Source organism: Novosphingobium capsulatum NBRC 12533 (assembly GCF_001598375.1).
Lineage (GTDB): Bacteria > Pseudomonadota > Alphaproteobacteria > Sphingomonadales > Sphingomonadaceae > Novosphingobium > Novosphingobium capsulatum.
The window spans coordinates 93227-107175 of sequence record NZ_BCYV01000003.1 but is presented as its reverse complement, the minus strand read 5'-3'; the positions used below and the strand labels follow the sequence as shown (position 1 = coordinate 107175).

Here is a 13949-nt window from a genome sequence, read left to right as displayed (position 1 = left end):
CGCCGCGCGGCCCGGCTTCACAAGGCGTTGGGGGCCGCGGCGGCGCAGCTGGCAGGAGAGTGGGCAATGGCGGGACTGGCGCGCAACGCCTTGGCAGGGCTGGCGATGGCCGGGCTCATGCTGCCCGAGGCGGTCGCCTATGCCGGGATTGCCGGGCTGGCACCGGGCCGCGCGCTGATTGCGGCCGTGGTCGGCGGGCTGGCCTATGCCCTGGTCGGGCGCAGCCGCTTTGCCGTGGTTTCGCCCACGTCGTCTTCCGCCGCGATTCTGGCGGCGAGCCTGGCCAGCCTGGCGACGGGCCAGGCCGGAGCAGCGATGCTGGCGGCCAATGCCACGGCGCTGACGCTGCTGGCCGGCGCCCTGTTCCTGGCCCTGGCCGCCGCGCGCCTGGGCAGCCTGGCCGGGTTTGTCGCGCGGCCGGTGCTGCGCGGCTTTGCCCTTGGGCTGGCGCTGACCATCATCATCCGCCAGTTGCCGGCCTTGACCGGGCTGCCCGCGCCGCAAGGCAGCGTGGGTGTGGTTGGCTGGACCATCCTGCGCCAGGCAGGGCAGTGGCACGGCGCCACGCTCGCCTGTGGCCTGGGCGCGCTGGCGCTGCTGTTGCTGCTGCGCCGCTGGCCCGGCGTGCCTGGCGCGCTGATCGTGCTGGTCCTGGGCATTGCCGCGGCCAGCCTGCCGGGCTTTGCCGCGTTGGGCGTAGCGCAGGCCGGCCCCGCCCCCCTGCTGCTCGCCGCGCCAGTGCTGCCCGGTGATCCGGCGCAATGGCTGCGCCTGGTGCCGCTGGCCGCGCCGCTGGTACTGATCCTGTTTGCCGAAAGCTGGGGCACGATGCGCAGCCTGGCCCTGGCGCGCGGCGATACGCTGGATGCCAATCGCGAGCTGGCCGGGCTGGGCCTGGCCAATGCCGCCGCCGCGCTGGCGCAGGGCGTGCCGGTGGGTGCGGGCTTTTCCGCCGGATCGGCCAATGCCGCCAGCGGCGCCAACAGCCGCGTGGCCGGCGTGTTTGCCGCGCTGGCCCTGCTTGCCCTGGCACTATGGGCCGGGCCGCTGACCGCGCGCCTGCCGCAGCCGGTGCTGGCCGCTGTGGTCGTCGCGGCGCTGACCCACGCCCTGTCGCCCGCGCCGCTGCTGCGGCCGTGGAAAGTGGGGCGCGACCGCTGGACCGCGCCCGTTGCCGCGCTCGGCGTGCTCACGCTGGGCGTGCTCGATGGCCTGCTCTTGGCCGTGGGCCTCAGCCTGGCGCAATTGCTCTATCGCCTGGCCCATCCCTCGCTCAGCCAGTTGGGGCAGTTGGGCACCAGCCACGATTATGTCGACATGGCCGCCCACGATACCGCGCGCGCAGTGGGCGGGCTGGCGATCTTCCGGCCCAACGCGCCGCTGTTTTTTGCCAATGCCGAAACCGTGCTGGGTCTGGTGGCGCGCCGCGCGCAAGGGCTGGGCGTGCCGGTGGTGGTCTTGAGCCTGGAAGAGAGTGACGATCTCGATACCACCGCCGCAGAGGCGATCGGCGAATTGCACGCCACGCTGGCACGGCGCGGCGGACGCCTGATCCTGGCGCGCACGCATGATCGCGCGCGCGCGGTGCTAGCGGCATCGGGCCTGGGTGATCTGGCACGCGATGCCACCTTCAGCGTTGCCGATGCCGTGGCATTGGCGCAGACTGCGCCGCGGCAGGCGTGAAGCATGGAGCGTGAGTCATGGGGCTGGCCGGTCCGATCCAACCGATTCTCAAGACCGTGGCGATTGCCGACCTGCGCCCCACGCAGATGACCGTTGGCCTGCGCGAGGTGGAGCGCAAGCGCCGCGACTGGGCGCGCCGCAACGAAGCCAGCGCCGCCGGCGAATTCCTGGGCGCGCACATGATCCCGGCCGTGATCGGCCCCGATGACCAGCTGTGGATGCTCGATCACCATCACCTGGCCCTGGCGCTGCATCTGGAAGGGGTGGAAGAGGTGCTGGTGTCGGTGGTGGCGCGGCTGGCGCACCTGCCGCGCAAGCGGTTCCTGGCGTTTCTCGACGCCAACAACTGGCTGCACCCCTATGACGCGCGCGGCCGCCGCCGCGAATGGAAGGCGCTGCCCCATCACGTGGGCAAGCTGGAGGATGATCCCTGGCGCTCGCTGGCCGGCGATGTGCGCCGCGCCGGCGGCTATGCCAAGACGACGCGGCCCTATGCCGAATTCCTGTGGGCCGATTTCTTTCGCGATCACATCGGCCCGCGCAAGCTGGCCAACAAGTTTGACCAGGCCCTGCGCGAGGCGATCGACCTGGCCCGTGGCCACGGCGCGCGGCACTTGCCCGGCTATGCCGGCGTAGAAAGCTATTAGGCACGCGCCTGACCTGCGTTAGCCGTAGACACCCGGCGCAAACCCGGTGGCGCCGCTTTCCACCTCGAACAGGGCGCCATCATATTCGCCCGGATCGGCAAGGCCAACGCGCGCGCTGGTCACGAACATGCGATCATGCCGTTCGCCGGCAAAGGCGATGTTGGTGATACGCCGCGCCGGCAGGGCAATCGCGCGGTCGAGCCGGCCATCGGGGGCAAAGCGGCTGATGCGCCCACCATCCCAATGCGCCTGCCACAGGAAACCCTGCGCATCGCAGATCATGCCATCGGGATAGCCATCTTCTTCGGCAAAGCGCACGAACACCTCGCGCGGGCCAACGCCTTCGTCGGTCAGCGCAAAGCGGTAGATCACCCGGCGCGCGCTGTCGGCATGATAGAGCCACTGCCCGCATGGCGAGAACGCCGGCCCGTTGGGCACGCCATAGCCAGTGTCGATAACCTGGAACGCGCCATCGCTGCCCAGGCGATAGAGCGTGCCGTTGTCCTGCTCTTCGGCCATGTCCATCGTGCCGCACCAGATGGCGCCATGGGCATCGGCCTTGCCATCGTTCATGCGGTTTCCGGGCAGATGCGGCTCTGGCCCACTGCGCGGCCCGATCACGGGCATGGCTGACGCGGGATCAAAGGTGATCGAGCCGACACCGCCGCGAAAGCCGCCGATCAGGCCGCCCGTCTTGGCTGCCGCCACCCACCCCAGTGGCTCTGGCATGGTCCAGCGATCGATGGCGCCGCTAGCCAGATCCATGCGGTTGAGCGCGGGGGCGAGAATGTCGGTCCAATAGAGCGCGCCGTCGCGCGGGCACCACAGCGTGCCCTCGCCCAAGATATCGGCCACGTCGCGGTCGATCTTGCGCCACAAAGCCATCGCGCTCCGGTCCTTTCTATCGTGCCGGGTGGGAAAGCGCGGCAAGCGCCACCCTTTCCCACCCCGATCGCTGGTCTGTTCCGATCAGTGATTGTCGCGCGGCAGGCCCATGGTCTGGGCGATCCGCTGATACTTTTCCGCACCCTCAAGAATGGCGCCCGTGTTGAGTTGGCCGACCACGGCGCGCTGGATTTCCTGCCACGGCGTCTGGCTGGCGGGATAGGGATAGCCCCCCTTGGCCACCAGCGCGGCACGGCGCGCTTCCAGCACGTCGTCGGCCACCAGCACGTTGACCGTGCCGGCCCTCAGATCGATGCGCACGCGATCGCCGGTTTCGAGCAGGGCCAGGCCGCCCATCGCCGCCGCTTCCGGGCTGGCGTTGAGGATCGACGGGCTGCCCGAAGTGCCCGACTGGCGCCCGTCACCAATGCATGGCAGCGCGCTGACGCCCTCGGTGATGAGGTAGGACGGCGGCCGCATGTTGACCACTTCGGCCGCGCCGGGATAGCCGATCGGCCCGGCGCCGCGCATGAACAGCAGGGTTTCGGGCGTGATCCCGACGGCAGGATCATCGATGCGGTGGTGATAGTCTTCCGGCCCGTCGAACACCACGCAGGGGCCTTCGAATGCTTCGGGATCGGCCGGGTTGGACAGATAACGTGCGCGGAATTCCGCGCTGATCACGCTGGTCTTCATGATCGCCGCGTCGAACAGGTTGCCCTTGAGCACCAGGAACCCGGCTTCTTCCACCAGCGGCTGGGCGAACGGGCGGATCACGCGTTCGTCCTCGATTGCCACGCCACGGCAGTTTTCGCCCATGGTGCGACCATTGACGGTCATCGCCCCTTCGCGGATCAGGCCCTGGCCGATCAACTGGCCAACCACGGCCGGAACGCCACCGGCGCGGTAGTAATCCTCGCCCAGGTATTCGCCCGCTGGTTGCAGGTTGACCAGCAGCGGCACCTTGTGGCCCAGGCGCTGCCAATCATCGAGCGGCAGGTCCACGCCGACATGGCGGGCGATGGCGGCAAGGTGGATCGGCGCGTTGGTCGATCCGCCAATCGCGGAATTGACGACGATTGCGTTGTGGAATGCATCGAGTGTCAGAATGTCTGACGGCTTAAGGTCTTCGCGCACCATGTCGACGATGCGCTTGCCGGTGCGATAAGCGCATTCCTGGCGATCGCGATAGGGCGCGGGGATCGCCGCCGAACCAGGCAGCATCATGCCCAGCGCCTCGGCCAGCGAGTTCATCGTGGTGGCCGTGCCCATGGTGTTGCAATAGCCAGTGGACGGCGCCGAGGAGGCGACGAGCTTGATGAAGCCATCGGCATCAAGTTCACCGGCGGCCATCATCTGGCGGCCCTTCCACACGATGGTGCCCGAACCGGTGCGTTCGCCCTTGTGCCAGCCATTGAGCATCGGCCCTACCGACAGGGCGATGGCCGGGATGTTGACCGTGGCCGCCGCCATCAGCAGCGCCGGCGTGGTCTTGTCGCAACCAGTGGTCAGCACCACGCCATCGATGGGATAGCCATAGAGCGCCTCGACCAGGCCAAGATAGGCTAGGTTGCGATCGAGCCCCGCCGTCGGCCGCTTGCCGGTTTCCTGGATCGGGTGAACCGGGAATTCCAGCACGATCCCGCCCGCCTCGCGCACGCCCTCGCGGATGCGCTCGGCCAGCACGAGGTGGTGGCGGTTGCACGGGGAGAGGTCGCTGCCGGTCTGGGCGATGCCGATGATCGGCTTGCCGCTGCGCAGTTCTTCCAGGCTCAACCCGAAGTTCAGATACCGCTCCAGATAGAGCGAGGTCATGTCGATATTGTCGGGATTGTCGAACCAGGCGCGGCTGCGCAGCTTCGGGGTCTGGTGCTCGGTCATAAGGGCCTATCAGCGCGAGGTGGAAACGCGATAGACCATGACATGCCGATACGGCTTGCCAGGATCGACGCGCGCGGAAACGAACGACGGATGGTTGGGCGCATCGGGGAACTTCTGCGGTTCCAGCGCGATGCCATCGCCCATGCGATAGAGGTGGCCCTGCTTGCCGACCAGAGTGCCATCGAGGAAATTGCCGGCATAGAACTGCACGCCTGGCTCGGTGGTGAGCACTTCGAGCACGCGGCCCGAGGCAGGATCTTCCAGCCGCGCGGCAAGGCCCGGCTGCGCCGTCACGCCCTTGTCGAGCGCGAAGTTGTGGTCATAGCCACGGCCATAGACGATCTGCTGGTCGCGCCCATCGCGCAGGCCATCGGCGACGCGGCGCCCTTGCGTGAAATCGAATACGGTGCCGGCCACCGGGCGCAATTCACCGGTGGGGATCAGCGTGGCATCGATTGGGGTGAACGCCTTGGCCGGAATGGTCAGCACATGATCCATCGCGCCCTGCGACGATCCTTCGCCGGCGAGGTTGAAGATGGCGTGGTTGGTCATGTTGATGATCGTGGGCTTGTCGGTGGTCGCCTCGAACGCGATCGTCAGGTTGCCCGCTTCGTCCAGCGAATAGGTCACCGTGGCCTTGACCGTGCCGGGATAGCCGGCGTCGCCATCGGGGCTGACATGGCTGAGCACGACGCTGGCCACAGCGCCGGATTTCACCGAAACCACTTGCCACACCTGCTTGTCAAAGCCCTTGCCGCCGCCATGCAGGCTGGCGGCCTTTTCATTGAGCGGCAGTTGATAGGCCTTGCCATCGAGCGTGAACTTGCCGCCGGCAATGCGGTTGGCATAGCGGCCCACGGTGACCCCGAAATAGTTGGGGTGATCGACATAGCCAGCGAGGTCGTCATAGCCGAGCAGCACGTCGGCCGGCTTGCCCGCGCGATCGGGCACGACCAGCGCCTGCAGCGTGGCGCCATAGCTGAGGATGCGGGCCGAAACGCCATTGGCGGCCTTGAGCGTAACGGCAACAACCTTCTGACCATCGGCCAGCGAACCTGCCGCCTCCTGGCTTGCCTGGGCAGCATGGGCACCGGAAAACGGCGCAAGCGCCAGCAGCGCGGCAAGGGAAGCGGCCTTGGTGTTCATCCTGGTCTCCATGGTCGGCCTTTCTTGCCCGCTGGGCGGCACGTGAAAACACGTGCGCAGCCATTGACGTGGCCGTACCTGCGCATATAGTCCGACAAATAGAAAGAGCGCAAGCCGGTTCGCAAGCATCATGACGGGATGGCGAGGCCGCGCATTGCCGTTGCACACACACCCCTTCGAGAGAGGATGGACATGCCCCCAGTTGCTTCTTCGGCTGCGGCTTCCGCTGCCCCTGGCGAGGGCTTGCCGCCCGGCGCCAGCTATGGCCGCGCGCTGGCGCTCCTGGCCACGCTGTTCTTCATGTGGGGCTTCATCACGGTCATCAACAACACCCTGCTGCCGCATCTGCGCGCGGTGTTCGACCTCAACTATACCCAGACCACGCTGATCGAATCCGTGTGGTTCATTGCCTATTTCGTCGCCTCGATCCCCTCGGCCAAGCTGATCGAGAAGATCGGCTACAAGATGGCGATGGTTACCGGCCTGCTGATCATGGCCGCTGGCGCGCTGGGCATGATGGTGGCGGCCTCGATCCCGTCCTATGGCGTCACGCTGGTCATGCTGTTTGTCATCGCCAGCGGCATCACCCTGCTGCAAGTCGCGGCCAATCCCTATGTCGCCGTCGTCGGCCCGGCCGAAACCGCATCGTCGCGGCTCACGCTGGTGCAGGCGCTCAACTCGGCCGGCACGATGCTGGCCCCGCTGTTTGGCGCCTATCTGATCCTGGGCCGCTCCAAAAGCGGGACAGCCAGCGCCACCACCGTGCTTACCCCGGCCGAGCGCCTGGCCGATGCGCATTCGGTGATCCTGCCCTATGGCCTGGTGGCCGCCGTGCTGGTGGTGCTGGCCGTGGTGATCGCGCGCTATCCCCTGCCCGCCATGGGCAGCGCGACCAGTCGCATGGCTGCAGAAGAACGCAAGCACCACTCGCTGTGGTCACACCGCAACCTGGTGTTCGGCATTCCGGCGATCTTCATCTATCTGATCGCCGAAATCGGCGTGGCCAACCTGTTCGTCAACTTCGTCAGCCAGGGTGACATCGCCAATCTGACGCACGAGCAGGCTGGCCGCTATCTGACGTTCCTGTGGGGCGGAATGATGGTGGGCCGCTTTGCCGGCGGGGCGATCATGCAGAGGGTTCGCGCCGAAACCGTGCTGGCCCTGGCTGCCGTGGGCGCATTCGTGGTGATGATGATTACCGTGTTTACCCACGGGCCCGTGGCGATGTGGGCGCTGATCAGCGTGGGGCTGTTCCACTCGATCATGTTCCCCACGATCTTTACCCTGGGGATCAAGGGCCTTGGCCCGCTGACCGAGGAAGCATCGGGCCTGCTGATCATGGCGATTGCCGGCGGCGCGCTGGTGGTGGTGCAGGGCAAGCTGGCCGATGCCTTTGGCCTACAGACCTCGTTCCTGCTGACCGCCGCGTGCGAACTTTACATCATCTTCTACGCGCTGTGGGGCGCCAAGGCCAAGGCAACAGACTGATAGCTCCTCCCCGAAACGGGGAGGGGGACCGCGCGAAGCGTGGTGGAGGGGATTGGCCGCCTGAAACGGCGTGCAAGGCGGAAGCTCCCCTCCACCAGCCTGCGGCTTGTCCCCCTCCCCGTACCGGGGAGGATCAGCGGTTTACGGCAGCTTCGATCGCGCTGGCGGTGTCTTCCAGGGCCAGTTGCACCAGAACGCCCATCGCCTGGGAGGCTGCCTCGCCATCGCCTTCGGCAATCGCGTCATAGACGCGCGCATGATCGGGAATGGGATTGCGTGGCAGTTCCCGGCTGCGCTGCTTGAACCGCGTGGTCCAGTGCACCGCCGCGCCGATGCTGGCTGAGAGCACCATGAGCGCGGCATTGTGGCTGGCGCGCAGCACCGCATCGTGGAAATCACGGTCAGCCGCGCGGCCGGCATCGTTGGTCAGCGTGTGCCGCCGCATCGCCGAAAGGGCATCACGGATCGCCTTGAGATCGGCCTTGTCGCGGCGCTGGGCCGCCAGGCGCGCGGCGGCCGGTTCCACCACGGCGCGCAGTTCGAACAGATCGCGCACGAATTGCAGATCGGGTTCGCCGGCAAAGGCCCAGGCGAGCACTTCAGGATCGAGCAGATTCCAGCGGTCGCGCTCCAGCACGCGGGTGCCGGCCTTGGGGCGGCTTGCCACCAGGCCCTTGGCGGTCAGTACCTGGATCGCCTCGCGATAGGCGCTGCGCGACACTTTGAGTTCTTCGGCAAAGGCCACCTCGCCCGACAGGATATCGCCTGGCTGGTATTGGCCCGACAGGATCGCCGTGCCCAGCTTGTGGGCGATGGCCCCATGCAGGCGCCGGCCAGGGCCGCGCGCCGGGCTATCGCGCTCCTCGGCCGCGACACTGTCCGGCGCCGCGCTGTCGGCGGCGCTTTCCATTGCCTTGCCCTTGCGCGATTTGTCCGGGAACTGCCGTTGCGTCACTGTCTCGATCGCCTCCTGTCAAACGTGGGTAGCAGGGAGCGACACGGGGTGAAACGACTATTATTGCGTTTGTCATGCTGGCGGAATATGTCGGAGTAAATAGGGAGAATCCGATGACCGAATTCCGCTCGACCGACGCCCACACCGGGCAGCCCCATGGGCCCGCCCTGGCGGTGCACGGCCTTGACGATGTGGCCCGGCTGTGTGCCGCGGCCGAAGCGGCGTTCGACATCTATCGCGCCACGAGCCGCGAAGAGCGCGCCCGCTTCCTGGAAACCATCGCCGAGGAAATCCTTGCCATCGGCGATCCGCTGATCGTGGCCGCCATGCGCGAAAGCGGGTTGCCGCGCGCGCGGCTGGAGGGCGAGCGCGGCCGCACCGTGGGCCAGTTGCGCCTGTTTGCCGGCGTGGTGCGTGCAGGCGCATGGCAGCAGTTGCGCATCGACCCAGCCCTGCCCGATCGCCAGCCCCTGCCCCGCCCCGATCTGCGTCTGCGGATGATCCCGCTTGGCCCGGTGGCGGTGTTCGGCGCGTCCAACTTTCCCCTCGCGTTCTCTACCGCCGGGGGTGATACCGCCTCGGCGCTGGCGGCGGGGTGCCCGGTGGTGGTCAAGGGCCACCCGGCCCATCCCGACACCGGCGCGCTGGTCGCGGGTGCGATTGCCCGCGCGGTGGCCGCATGCGGCCTGCCCGAAGGCGTGTTCGGCCATCTCGTTGGCCCCGGCAACGAACTGGGCGCAGCGCTGGTGGCCGATTCGCGCATGGCCGCTGTCGGCTTTACCGGATCGCGCGGGGGCGGCCTGGCGCTGGCCCGCATTGCGCAACAGCGCGAGGTGCCGATCCCGGTCTATGCCGAAATGTCGAGCATCAACCCGGTCGTGCTGATGCCGGCAGCGCTCGCTGCACGCGGCGCGGCGCTCGGCCAGGCGTTCGTCGCCTCGCTCACCATGGGCGCCGGGCAGTTCTGCACCAACCCCGGCCTGGTACTGGCCATCGCCGGCGAAGGCCTCGACGCCTTCCTGGCCGCCGCGCGCGAGGGCGTGGGCCAGGCCCAGCCGCAGACCATGCTGACCAGCGGCATCCACGCCGCCTATGAAGCCGGGGTCAAGGCGCTGGCCACGGCCCCCGGCGTGGAAACCGTGGCGACCGGCCCGATGGGCGAAGGCCCCTGTGGCCAGGCCGCGCTGTTCGTAACCACGGCCCAGGCCTTCCTGGCCGACAAGGCGCTCGGCCACGAAGTGTTCGGCGCCAGTTCAATCGTGGTGACCTGCGCCGATGCGGCCGAGCTGGCCATGGTGCTCAAGGGCCTGGAGGGCCAGCTGACCGCCACCCTGCACATGGACGCTGCCGACGAGGCATTGGCAGGCGAATTGCTGCCGATCCTGGAGCGCAAGGTCGGCCGCATCCTCGCCAATGGCTGGCCCACCGGCGTCGAAGTGTGCCATGCCATGGTGCACGGCGGGCCGTTCCCGGCCACGTCCGATCCGCGCACCACCTCGGTCGGCAGCCTGGCGATCGATCGCTTCCTGCGCCCGGTCAGTTACCAGAACCTGAGCCAGGCGGTCTTGCCAGCCGAACTGACCGATGCCGCACGCGGCGATGGCGCGCCGCGCCTGATCGACGGCACGCTCACGCTCTGATCCCCTTCTCTCGCGAAAGATCCTCTTCCATGGCAACCCGCCTTCTTCAGCATCGCAGCGCCGATGGCACGCGTCGCGTGATCCTGGCCACCGGTGACAGCGCCGTGTTCCTCGACAGCCCCGCGACGGTGCGCGAGCTGGCCCAGGCGGCGATCGCCGCCGGGCACAGCCTGGCCGATGCCGCTGCCGCCCGCGCCGGCAGCCAGGTGGTGGACATCGCCGCCGAGCTCGCCGCCGGCACGCTGCTGCCCGCGATCGACCATGATGACACCGCGCGCGTCTGGTTGACTGGCACCGGCCTTACCCATCTTGGTTCGGCGGAAGGGCGCGACAAGATGCACCGCGATGCCGCGCAGGCCGAAAAGCAGACCGATTCCATGCGCATGTTCCTGGAAGGGCTGGAGGGTGGCAAGCCCGCCGCTGGCAGCGAAGGGCAACAACCGGAATGGTTCTACAAGGGCGATGGCACGCAGCTGGTCGGCCCGGGCCAGCCGCTGACGATGCCGGCATTTGCCAAGGATGGCGGCGAGGAACCGGAACTGGCCGGGATCTATCTGATCGGTGCCAATGGCACGCCCTGGCGCCTGGGGCTGGCACTGGCCAACGAGTTTTCCGACCATGTGACCGAGCGCCACAACTATCTGTGGCTGGCCCATTCCAAGCTGCGCCAGGCCGCGCTGGGCGCCGAACTGCTGCTGGGCAGCCCGCCGGCCGATATTCGCGGCACCAGCCGCGTGCTGCGCGATGGCGCCACCCTGTGGGAAAAGCCGTTCCTTTCGGGCGAAGACAATATGTCGCACAGCCTGGCCAACCTGGAACACCATCACTTCAAATACGGGCTGTTCCGCCGGCCCGGAGACATTCACGTGCACTTCTTCGGCACGGCCACGCTTTCATTCAGCGACGGGATCAAGACGCAGGAAGGCGATGCCTTTGAAATCGCGGCTGCGCCCTTTGCCCTGCCGCTGCACAATCCGCTGGCACGCGCCGAAGCCGGCCCCGTGCCGTTCGCAGTCAAGGCGCTCTAAGCCATGGACCCGATCCGCATTGCCGTGGTCGGCATGGGCAAGATCGCCCATGACCAGCACCTGCCCGCCATCGCCGGCAACCCCGCCTTTACCCTGGCCGCCACGGTCAGCCGCAGCGACAGCGGCGTGGAGGGCGTGCCCCATTTCCACGATCTGTCCGCCCTGCTCGACAGTGGCGTGGCCATCGATGCGGTGGCGCTCTGCACCCCGCCCCAGGTGCGCTATGATCTGGCAGCACTGGCACTGGACCAGGGTCTGCACGTGTTCCTGGAAAAGCCGCCGGGCGCCACCCTCGCCGAAGTCGATGCGCTTGTGGCCCATGCCGCCAAGGCCGGCACCACGCTGTTTGCTTCCTGGCATTCGCGCTATGCCGCTGGCGTTGCCCCGGCGCGTGCCTGGCTGGCCGACCGGCAGATCACCGGCGTCAAGGTGATCTGGCGCGAGGATGTGCGTGTGTGGCATCCGGGCCAGGCGTGGATCTGGGAGCCGGGCGGCCTGGGCGTGTTCGATCCGGGGATCAATGCGCTCTCGATCATCACCCACATCCTGCCCGATCCGTTCTTCCTGGCCGAAGCCACGCTGGAAGTACCGGGAAACCGCGCCGCCCCGATTGCGGCAGACGTGCATTTCCGCGATTCCCGCGGCACGGCCATCCACATGGATCTCGATTGGCGCCAGACCGGCCCGCAGAGCTGGGACATCGTGGTGGAGACCGCCGATGGCACGCTGCGCCTTGCCAACGGCGGTGCGGTCCTGACCCTGCCAGGCGAAACCCTGCGCCACGACGACCACGAATATCCTGGCCTCTATGCCCGCTTTGCCGATCTCGTCGAGCAGGGGCAAAGCGATGTCGACACTCGCCCCCTTACCCTGGTGGCCGATGCATTCCTGCGCGGCAAACGGCTGGTGACAGACGCCTTTTTCGGTTGATCCCGCCACCTTCGCAAACAAGGACGCGCCCTCGCATGATCAAGATGCTTTGCTCCGCCGCCGCCGCGCTGCTCGCCGCCACTGCCCTGGCCACGCCAGCGCTGGCCGATACCGGGGGCACGCCCACCACCGCCACGCTGCACGCTGACAAGCCCGGCCCGACCTATGACCGGCATATCTTCACCCAGTTTGCCGAGCATCTCGGCAATGGCATCTATGGCGGGCTGTGGGTAGGCAACGACAAGTCCATCCCCAACACCAACGGCTTTCGCAACGACGTGGTCGGCGCGCTGCGTGATCTCAAGGTGCCGATGGTGCGCTGGCCTGGCGGCTGCTTTGCCGATGAATACCACTGGCGCGAGGGAATCGGGCCGCAGGCGAAGCGCCCGGCCAAGGTCAACACCAACTGGGGCGGCGTGACCGAGCCCAACAGCGTGGGCACGCACGAATACTTCGAACTGCTCCGCCAGATCGGCGCGGAGGCCTATATCTCGGGCAACGTGGGCAACGGCACCCCGCGCGAAATGGCCGAATGGATCGAATATGTCACCGCGCCGGCCGGCAGCCTGGCTGACGAGCGCGCCCGCAATGGCCACAAGCAGCCCTGGGCCCTGCCCTATTTCGGCATCGGCAACGAGCTGTGGGGCTGTGGCGGCAACATGCGCGCGGAATACGCGGTTGACGAAACACGCCGCTATTCCGCGTTCATCAAGCCCGTGGCCGGCACGCAGATCCTGCGCGTGGCCTCTGGCGCCAATGCGGATGACACCAACTGGACCGAAACGATGATGCGGTCGGCCCGCGACCAGGTCGATGGCCTGTCACTGCATTATTATACCGTGCCTGGCCGTGGCACCTGGCCGCCCAAGGCGCAGCCGGTTGGTTTTGACGAGCACGACTGGGCCGATGCCCTCGCAGGGGCGCGCCGGATCGACGATCTGCTCGCCCGGCACACCGCGATCATGGACAAGTATGATCCGCAAAAGCGCGTGTTCCTGGCAGTGGACGAATGGGGCGCCTGGTATGCCCAGGATGCCGGCACGCACCCCGGCTTCCTGCGTCAGCAGAACAGCCTGCGCGATGCGCTGATCGCCTCGACCACGCTGGACATCTTTGCCCGCTATGCCGATCGCGTGCGACTGTCGGCGATCGCGCAGATGGTCAACGTGCTGCAGGCCATGATCCTGACCGACGGCAAGAAGATGGTGCTGACGCCCACCTATCATGTCTTCATGATGTATCGCCCGTGGCAGGATGCCACCGTGCTGCCGATCGACATCGTCACGCCGTGGTATGCCAAGGACCAGTTCACGATGCCGACGGTGAGCGGCTCTGCCGTGCGCGACAAGGCTGGCGTGGTGCACGTGGCCCTGTCCAACCGCGATCCCGCCCAAGCCAATACGGTGACGGTCAAGCTGGATGGGATCGCCGCCACCAGCGCGAGCGGCCAGGTGCTGACCGGCGCCGCGATCGATGCGCACAATACCTTTGCTGCGCCTGATACCGTGCGCCCGATGCCGTTCAGCGCGGCAACGATCCAGAACGGCGTGCTCAGCGTCACGCTGCCCGCCAAGTCTGTCGTCGTGCTCGACCTGCGCTGATCGCCAGCGCGCCTGCTTAAACAAATGGTGCCGGGCCGCTGTCCCGGCCCGGCACCTGGAAGGCC

Annotated in this window: 11 protein-coding genes; 7 read left to right on the top strand and 4 right to left on the bottom strand. The window is 67.5% G+C overall.

Annotated features, from left to right (window positions below; translation table 11 throughout):
- Window positions 1-66 precede the first annotated feature (66 nt).
- Together SCA01S_RS00635 and SCA01S_RS00630 are read left to right on the top strand one after the other, a co-directional pair.
- Complete coding sequence (locus SCA01S_RS00635; RefSeq protein ID WP_084390691.1) at window positions 67-1683, top strand: SulP family inorganic anion transporter; 1617 nt, start codon at window positions 67-69, stop codon at window positions 1681-1683.
- A gap of 17 nt (window positions 1684-1700) precedes the next feature.
- Window positions 1701-2330 carry a ParB-like protein gene (locus SCA01S_RS00630; protein WP_084390690.1) on the top strand — a complete coding sequence of 210 codons (630 nt, stop codon included), beginning with the start codon at window positions 1701-1703 and terminating at the stop codon, window positions 2328-2330.
- A gap of 18 nt (window positions 2331-2348) precedes the next feature.
- Here the strand turns inward: SCA01S_RS00630 and SCA01S_RS00625 are convergent, their stop codons facing one another.
- The 3 genes from SCA01S_RS00625 to SCA01S_RS00615 all read right to left on the bottom strand — a co-directional run bounded on the left by SCA01S_RS00625 (window position 2349) and on the right by SCA01S_RS00615 (window position 6242).
- The gene (locus tag SCA01S_RS00625; RefSeq protein WP_062781832.1) at window positions 2349-3215 is read right to left on the bottom strand and encodes an SMP-30/gluconolactonase/LRE family protein; all 867 of its coding nucleotides are present in this window, start codon (window positions 3213-3215) and stop codon (window positions 2349-2351) included.
- Window positions 3216-3299: 84 nt separating this feature from the next.
- Complete coding sequence (locus SCA01S_RS00620; RefSeq protein ID WP_062781829.1) at window positions 3300-5096, bottom strand: IlvD/Edd family dehydratase; 1797 nt, start codon at window positions 5094-5096, stop codon at window positions 3300-3302.
- A gap of 9 nt (window positions 5097-5105) precedes the next feature.
- The gene (locus SCA01S_RS00615; RefSeq protein ID WP_412103042.1) at window positions 5106-6242 is read right to left on the bottom strand and encodes an aldose epimerase family protein; all 1137 of its coding nucleotides are present in this window, start codon (window positions 6240-6242) and stop codon (window positions 5106-5108) included.
- Between the two features lie 192 nt (window positions 6243-6434).
- Between SCA01S_RS00615 and SCA01S_RS00610 the strand changes: the two genes are divergently transcribed.
- A complete protein-coding gene (locus SCA01S_RS00610) occupies window positions 6435-7730 on the top strand; it encodes a sugar MFS transporter (RefSeq protein WP_157088811.1) in 1296 nt (431 codons plus the stop codon).
- A 133-nt stretch (window positions 7731-7863) separates the two neighbouring features.
- Here the strand turns inward: SCA01S_RS00610 and SCA01S_RS00605 are convergent, their stop codons facing one another.
- Complete coding sequence (locus SCA01S_RS00605) at window positions 7864-8685, bottom strand: FadR/GntR family transcriptional regulator (RefSeq protein WP_022674850.1); 822 nt, start codon at window positions 8683-8685, stop codon at window positions 7864-7866.
- Between the two features lie 113 nt (window positions 8686-8798).
- Between SCA01S_RS00605 and SCA01S_RS00600 the strand changes: the two genes are divergently transcribed.
- Genes SCA01S_RS00600 through SCA01S_RS00585 form a run of 4 tightly spaced genes read left to right on the top strand, consistent with a single transcriptional unit; the run spans window position 8799 to window position 13884 of the window.
- The gene (locus SCA01S_RS00600; protein ID WP_084390689.1) at window positions 8799-10325 is read left to right on the top strand and encodes an aldehyde dehydrogenase (NADP(+)); all 1527 of its coding nucleotides are present in this window, start codon (window positions 8799-8801) and stop codon (window positions 10323-10325) included.
- A gap of 29 nt (window positions 10326-10354) precedes the next feature.
- Window positions 10355-11353 carry an AraD1 family protein gene (gene araD1 / locus SCA01S_RS00595; protein WP_062781818.1) on the top strand — a complete coding sequence of 333 codons (999 nt, stop codon included), beginning with the start codon at window positions 10355-10357 and terminating at the stop codon, window positions 11351-11353.
- 3 nt (window positions 11354-11356) lie between these two features.
- Window positions 11357-12283, top strand: coding sequence for a Gfo/Idh/MocA family protein (locus tag SCA01S_RS00590; protein WP_062781815.1), 927 nt, complete (start codon window positions 11357-11359; stop codon window positions 12281-12283).
- Between the two features lie 35 nt (window positions 12284-12318).
- Window positions 12319-13884: an alpha-N-arabinofuranosidase gene (locus tag SCA01S_RS00585; RefSeq protein WP_062781812.1), complete on the top strand. Its 1566-nt coding sequence runs from the start codon at window positions 12319-12321 to the stop codon at window positions 13882-13884.
- Window positions 13885-13949: the final 65 nt, after the last annotated feature.

Coding starts and splice junctions, on each gene's coding strand:
- SCA01S_RS00635 (WP_084390691.1), top strand. CDS start 67: ATGGCGGGACTGGCGCGCAACGCCTTGGCAGGGCTGGCGATGGCCGGG.
- SCA01S_RS00630 (WP_084390690.1), top strand. CDS start 1,701: ATGGGGCTGGCCGGTCCGATCCAACCGATTCTCAAGACCGTGGCGATT.
- SCA01S_RS00625 (WP_062781832.1), bottom strand. CDS start 3,215: ATGGCTTTGTGGCGCAAGATCGACCGCGACGTGGCCGATATCTTGGGC.
- SCA01S_RS00620 (WP_062781829.1), bottom strand. CDS start 5,096: ATGACCGAGCACCAGACCCCGAAGCTGCGCAGCCGCGCCTGGTTCGAC.
- SCA01S_RS00615 (WP_412103042.1), bottom strand. CDS start 6,242: ATGAACACCAAGGCCGCTTCCCTTGCCGCGCTGCTGGCGCTTGCGCCG.
- SCA01S_RS00610 (WP_157088811.1), top strand. CDS start 6,435: ATGCCCCCAGTTGCTTCTTCGGCTGCGGCTTCCGCTGCCCCTGGCGAG.
- SCA01S_RS00600 (WP_084390689.1), top strand. CDS start 8,799: ATGACCGAATTCCGCTCGACCGACGCCCACACCGGGCAGCCCCATGGG.
- araD1 (WP_062781818.1), top strand. CDS start 10,355: ATGGCAACCCGCCTTCTTCAGCATCGCAGCGCCGATGGCACGCGTCGC.
- SCA01S_RS00590 (WP_062781815.1), top strand. CDS start 11,357: ATGGACCCGATCCGCATTGCCGTGGTCGGCATGGGCAAGATCGCCCAT.
- SCA01S_RS00585 (WP_062781812.1), top strand. CDS start 12,319: ATGATCAAGATGCTTTGCTCCGCCGCCGCCGCGCTGCTCGCCGCCACT.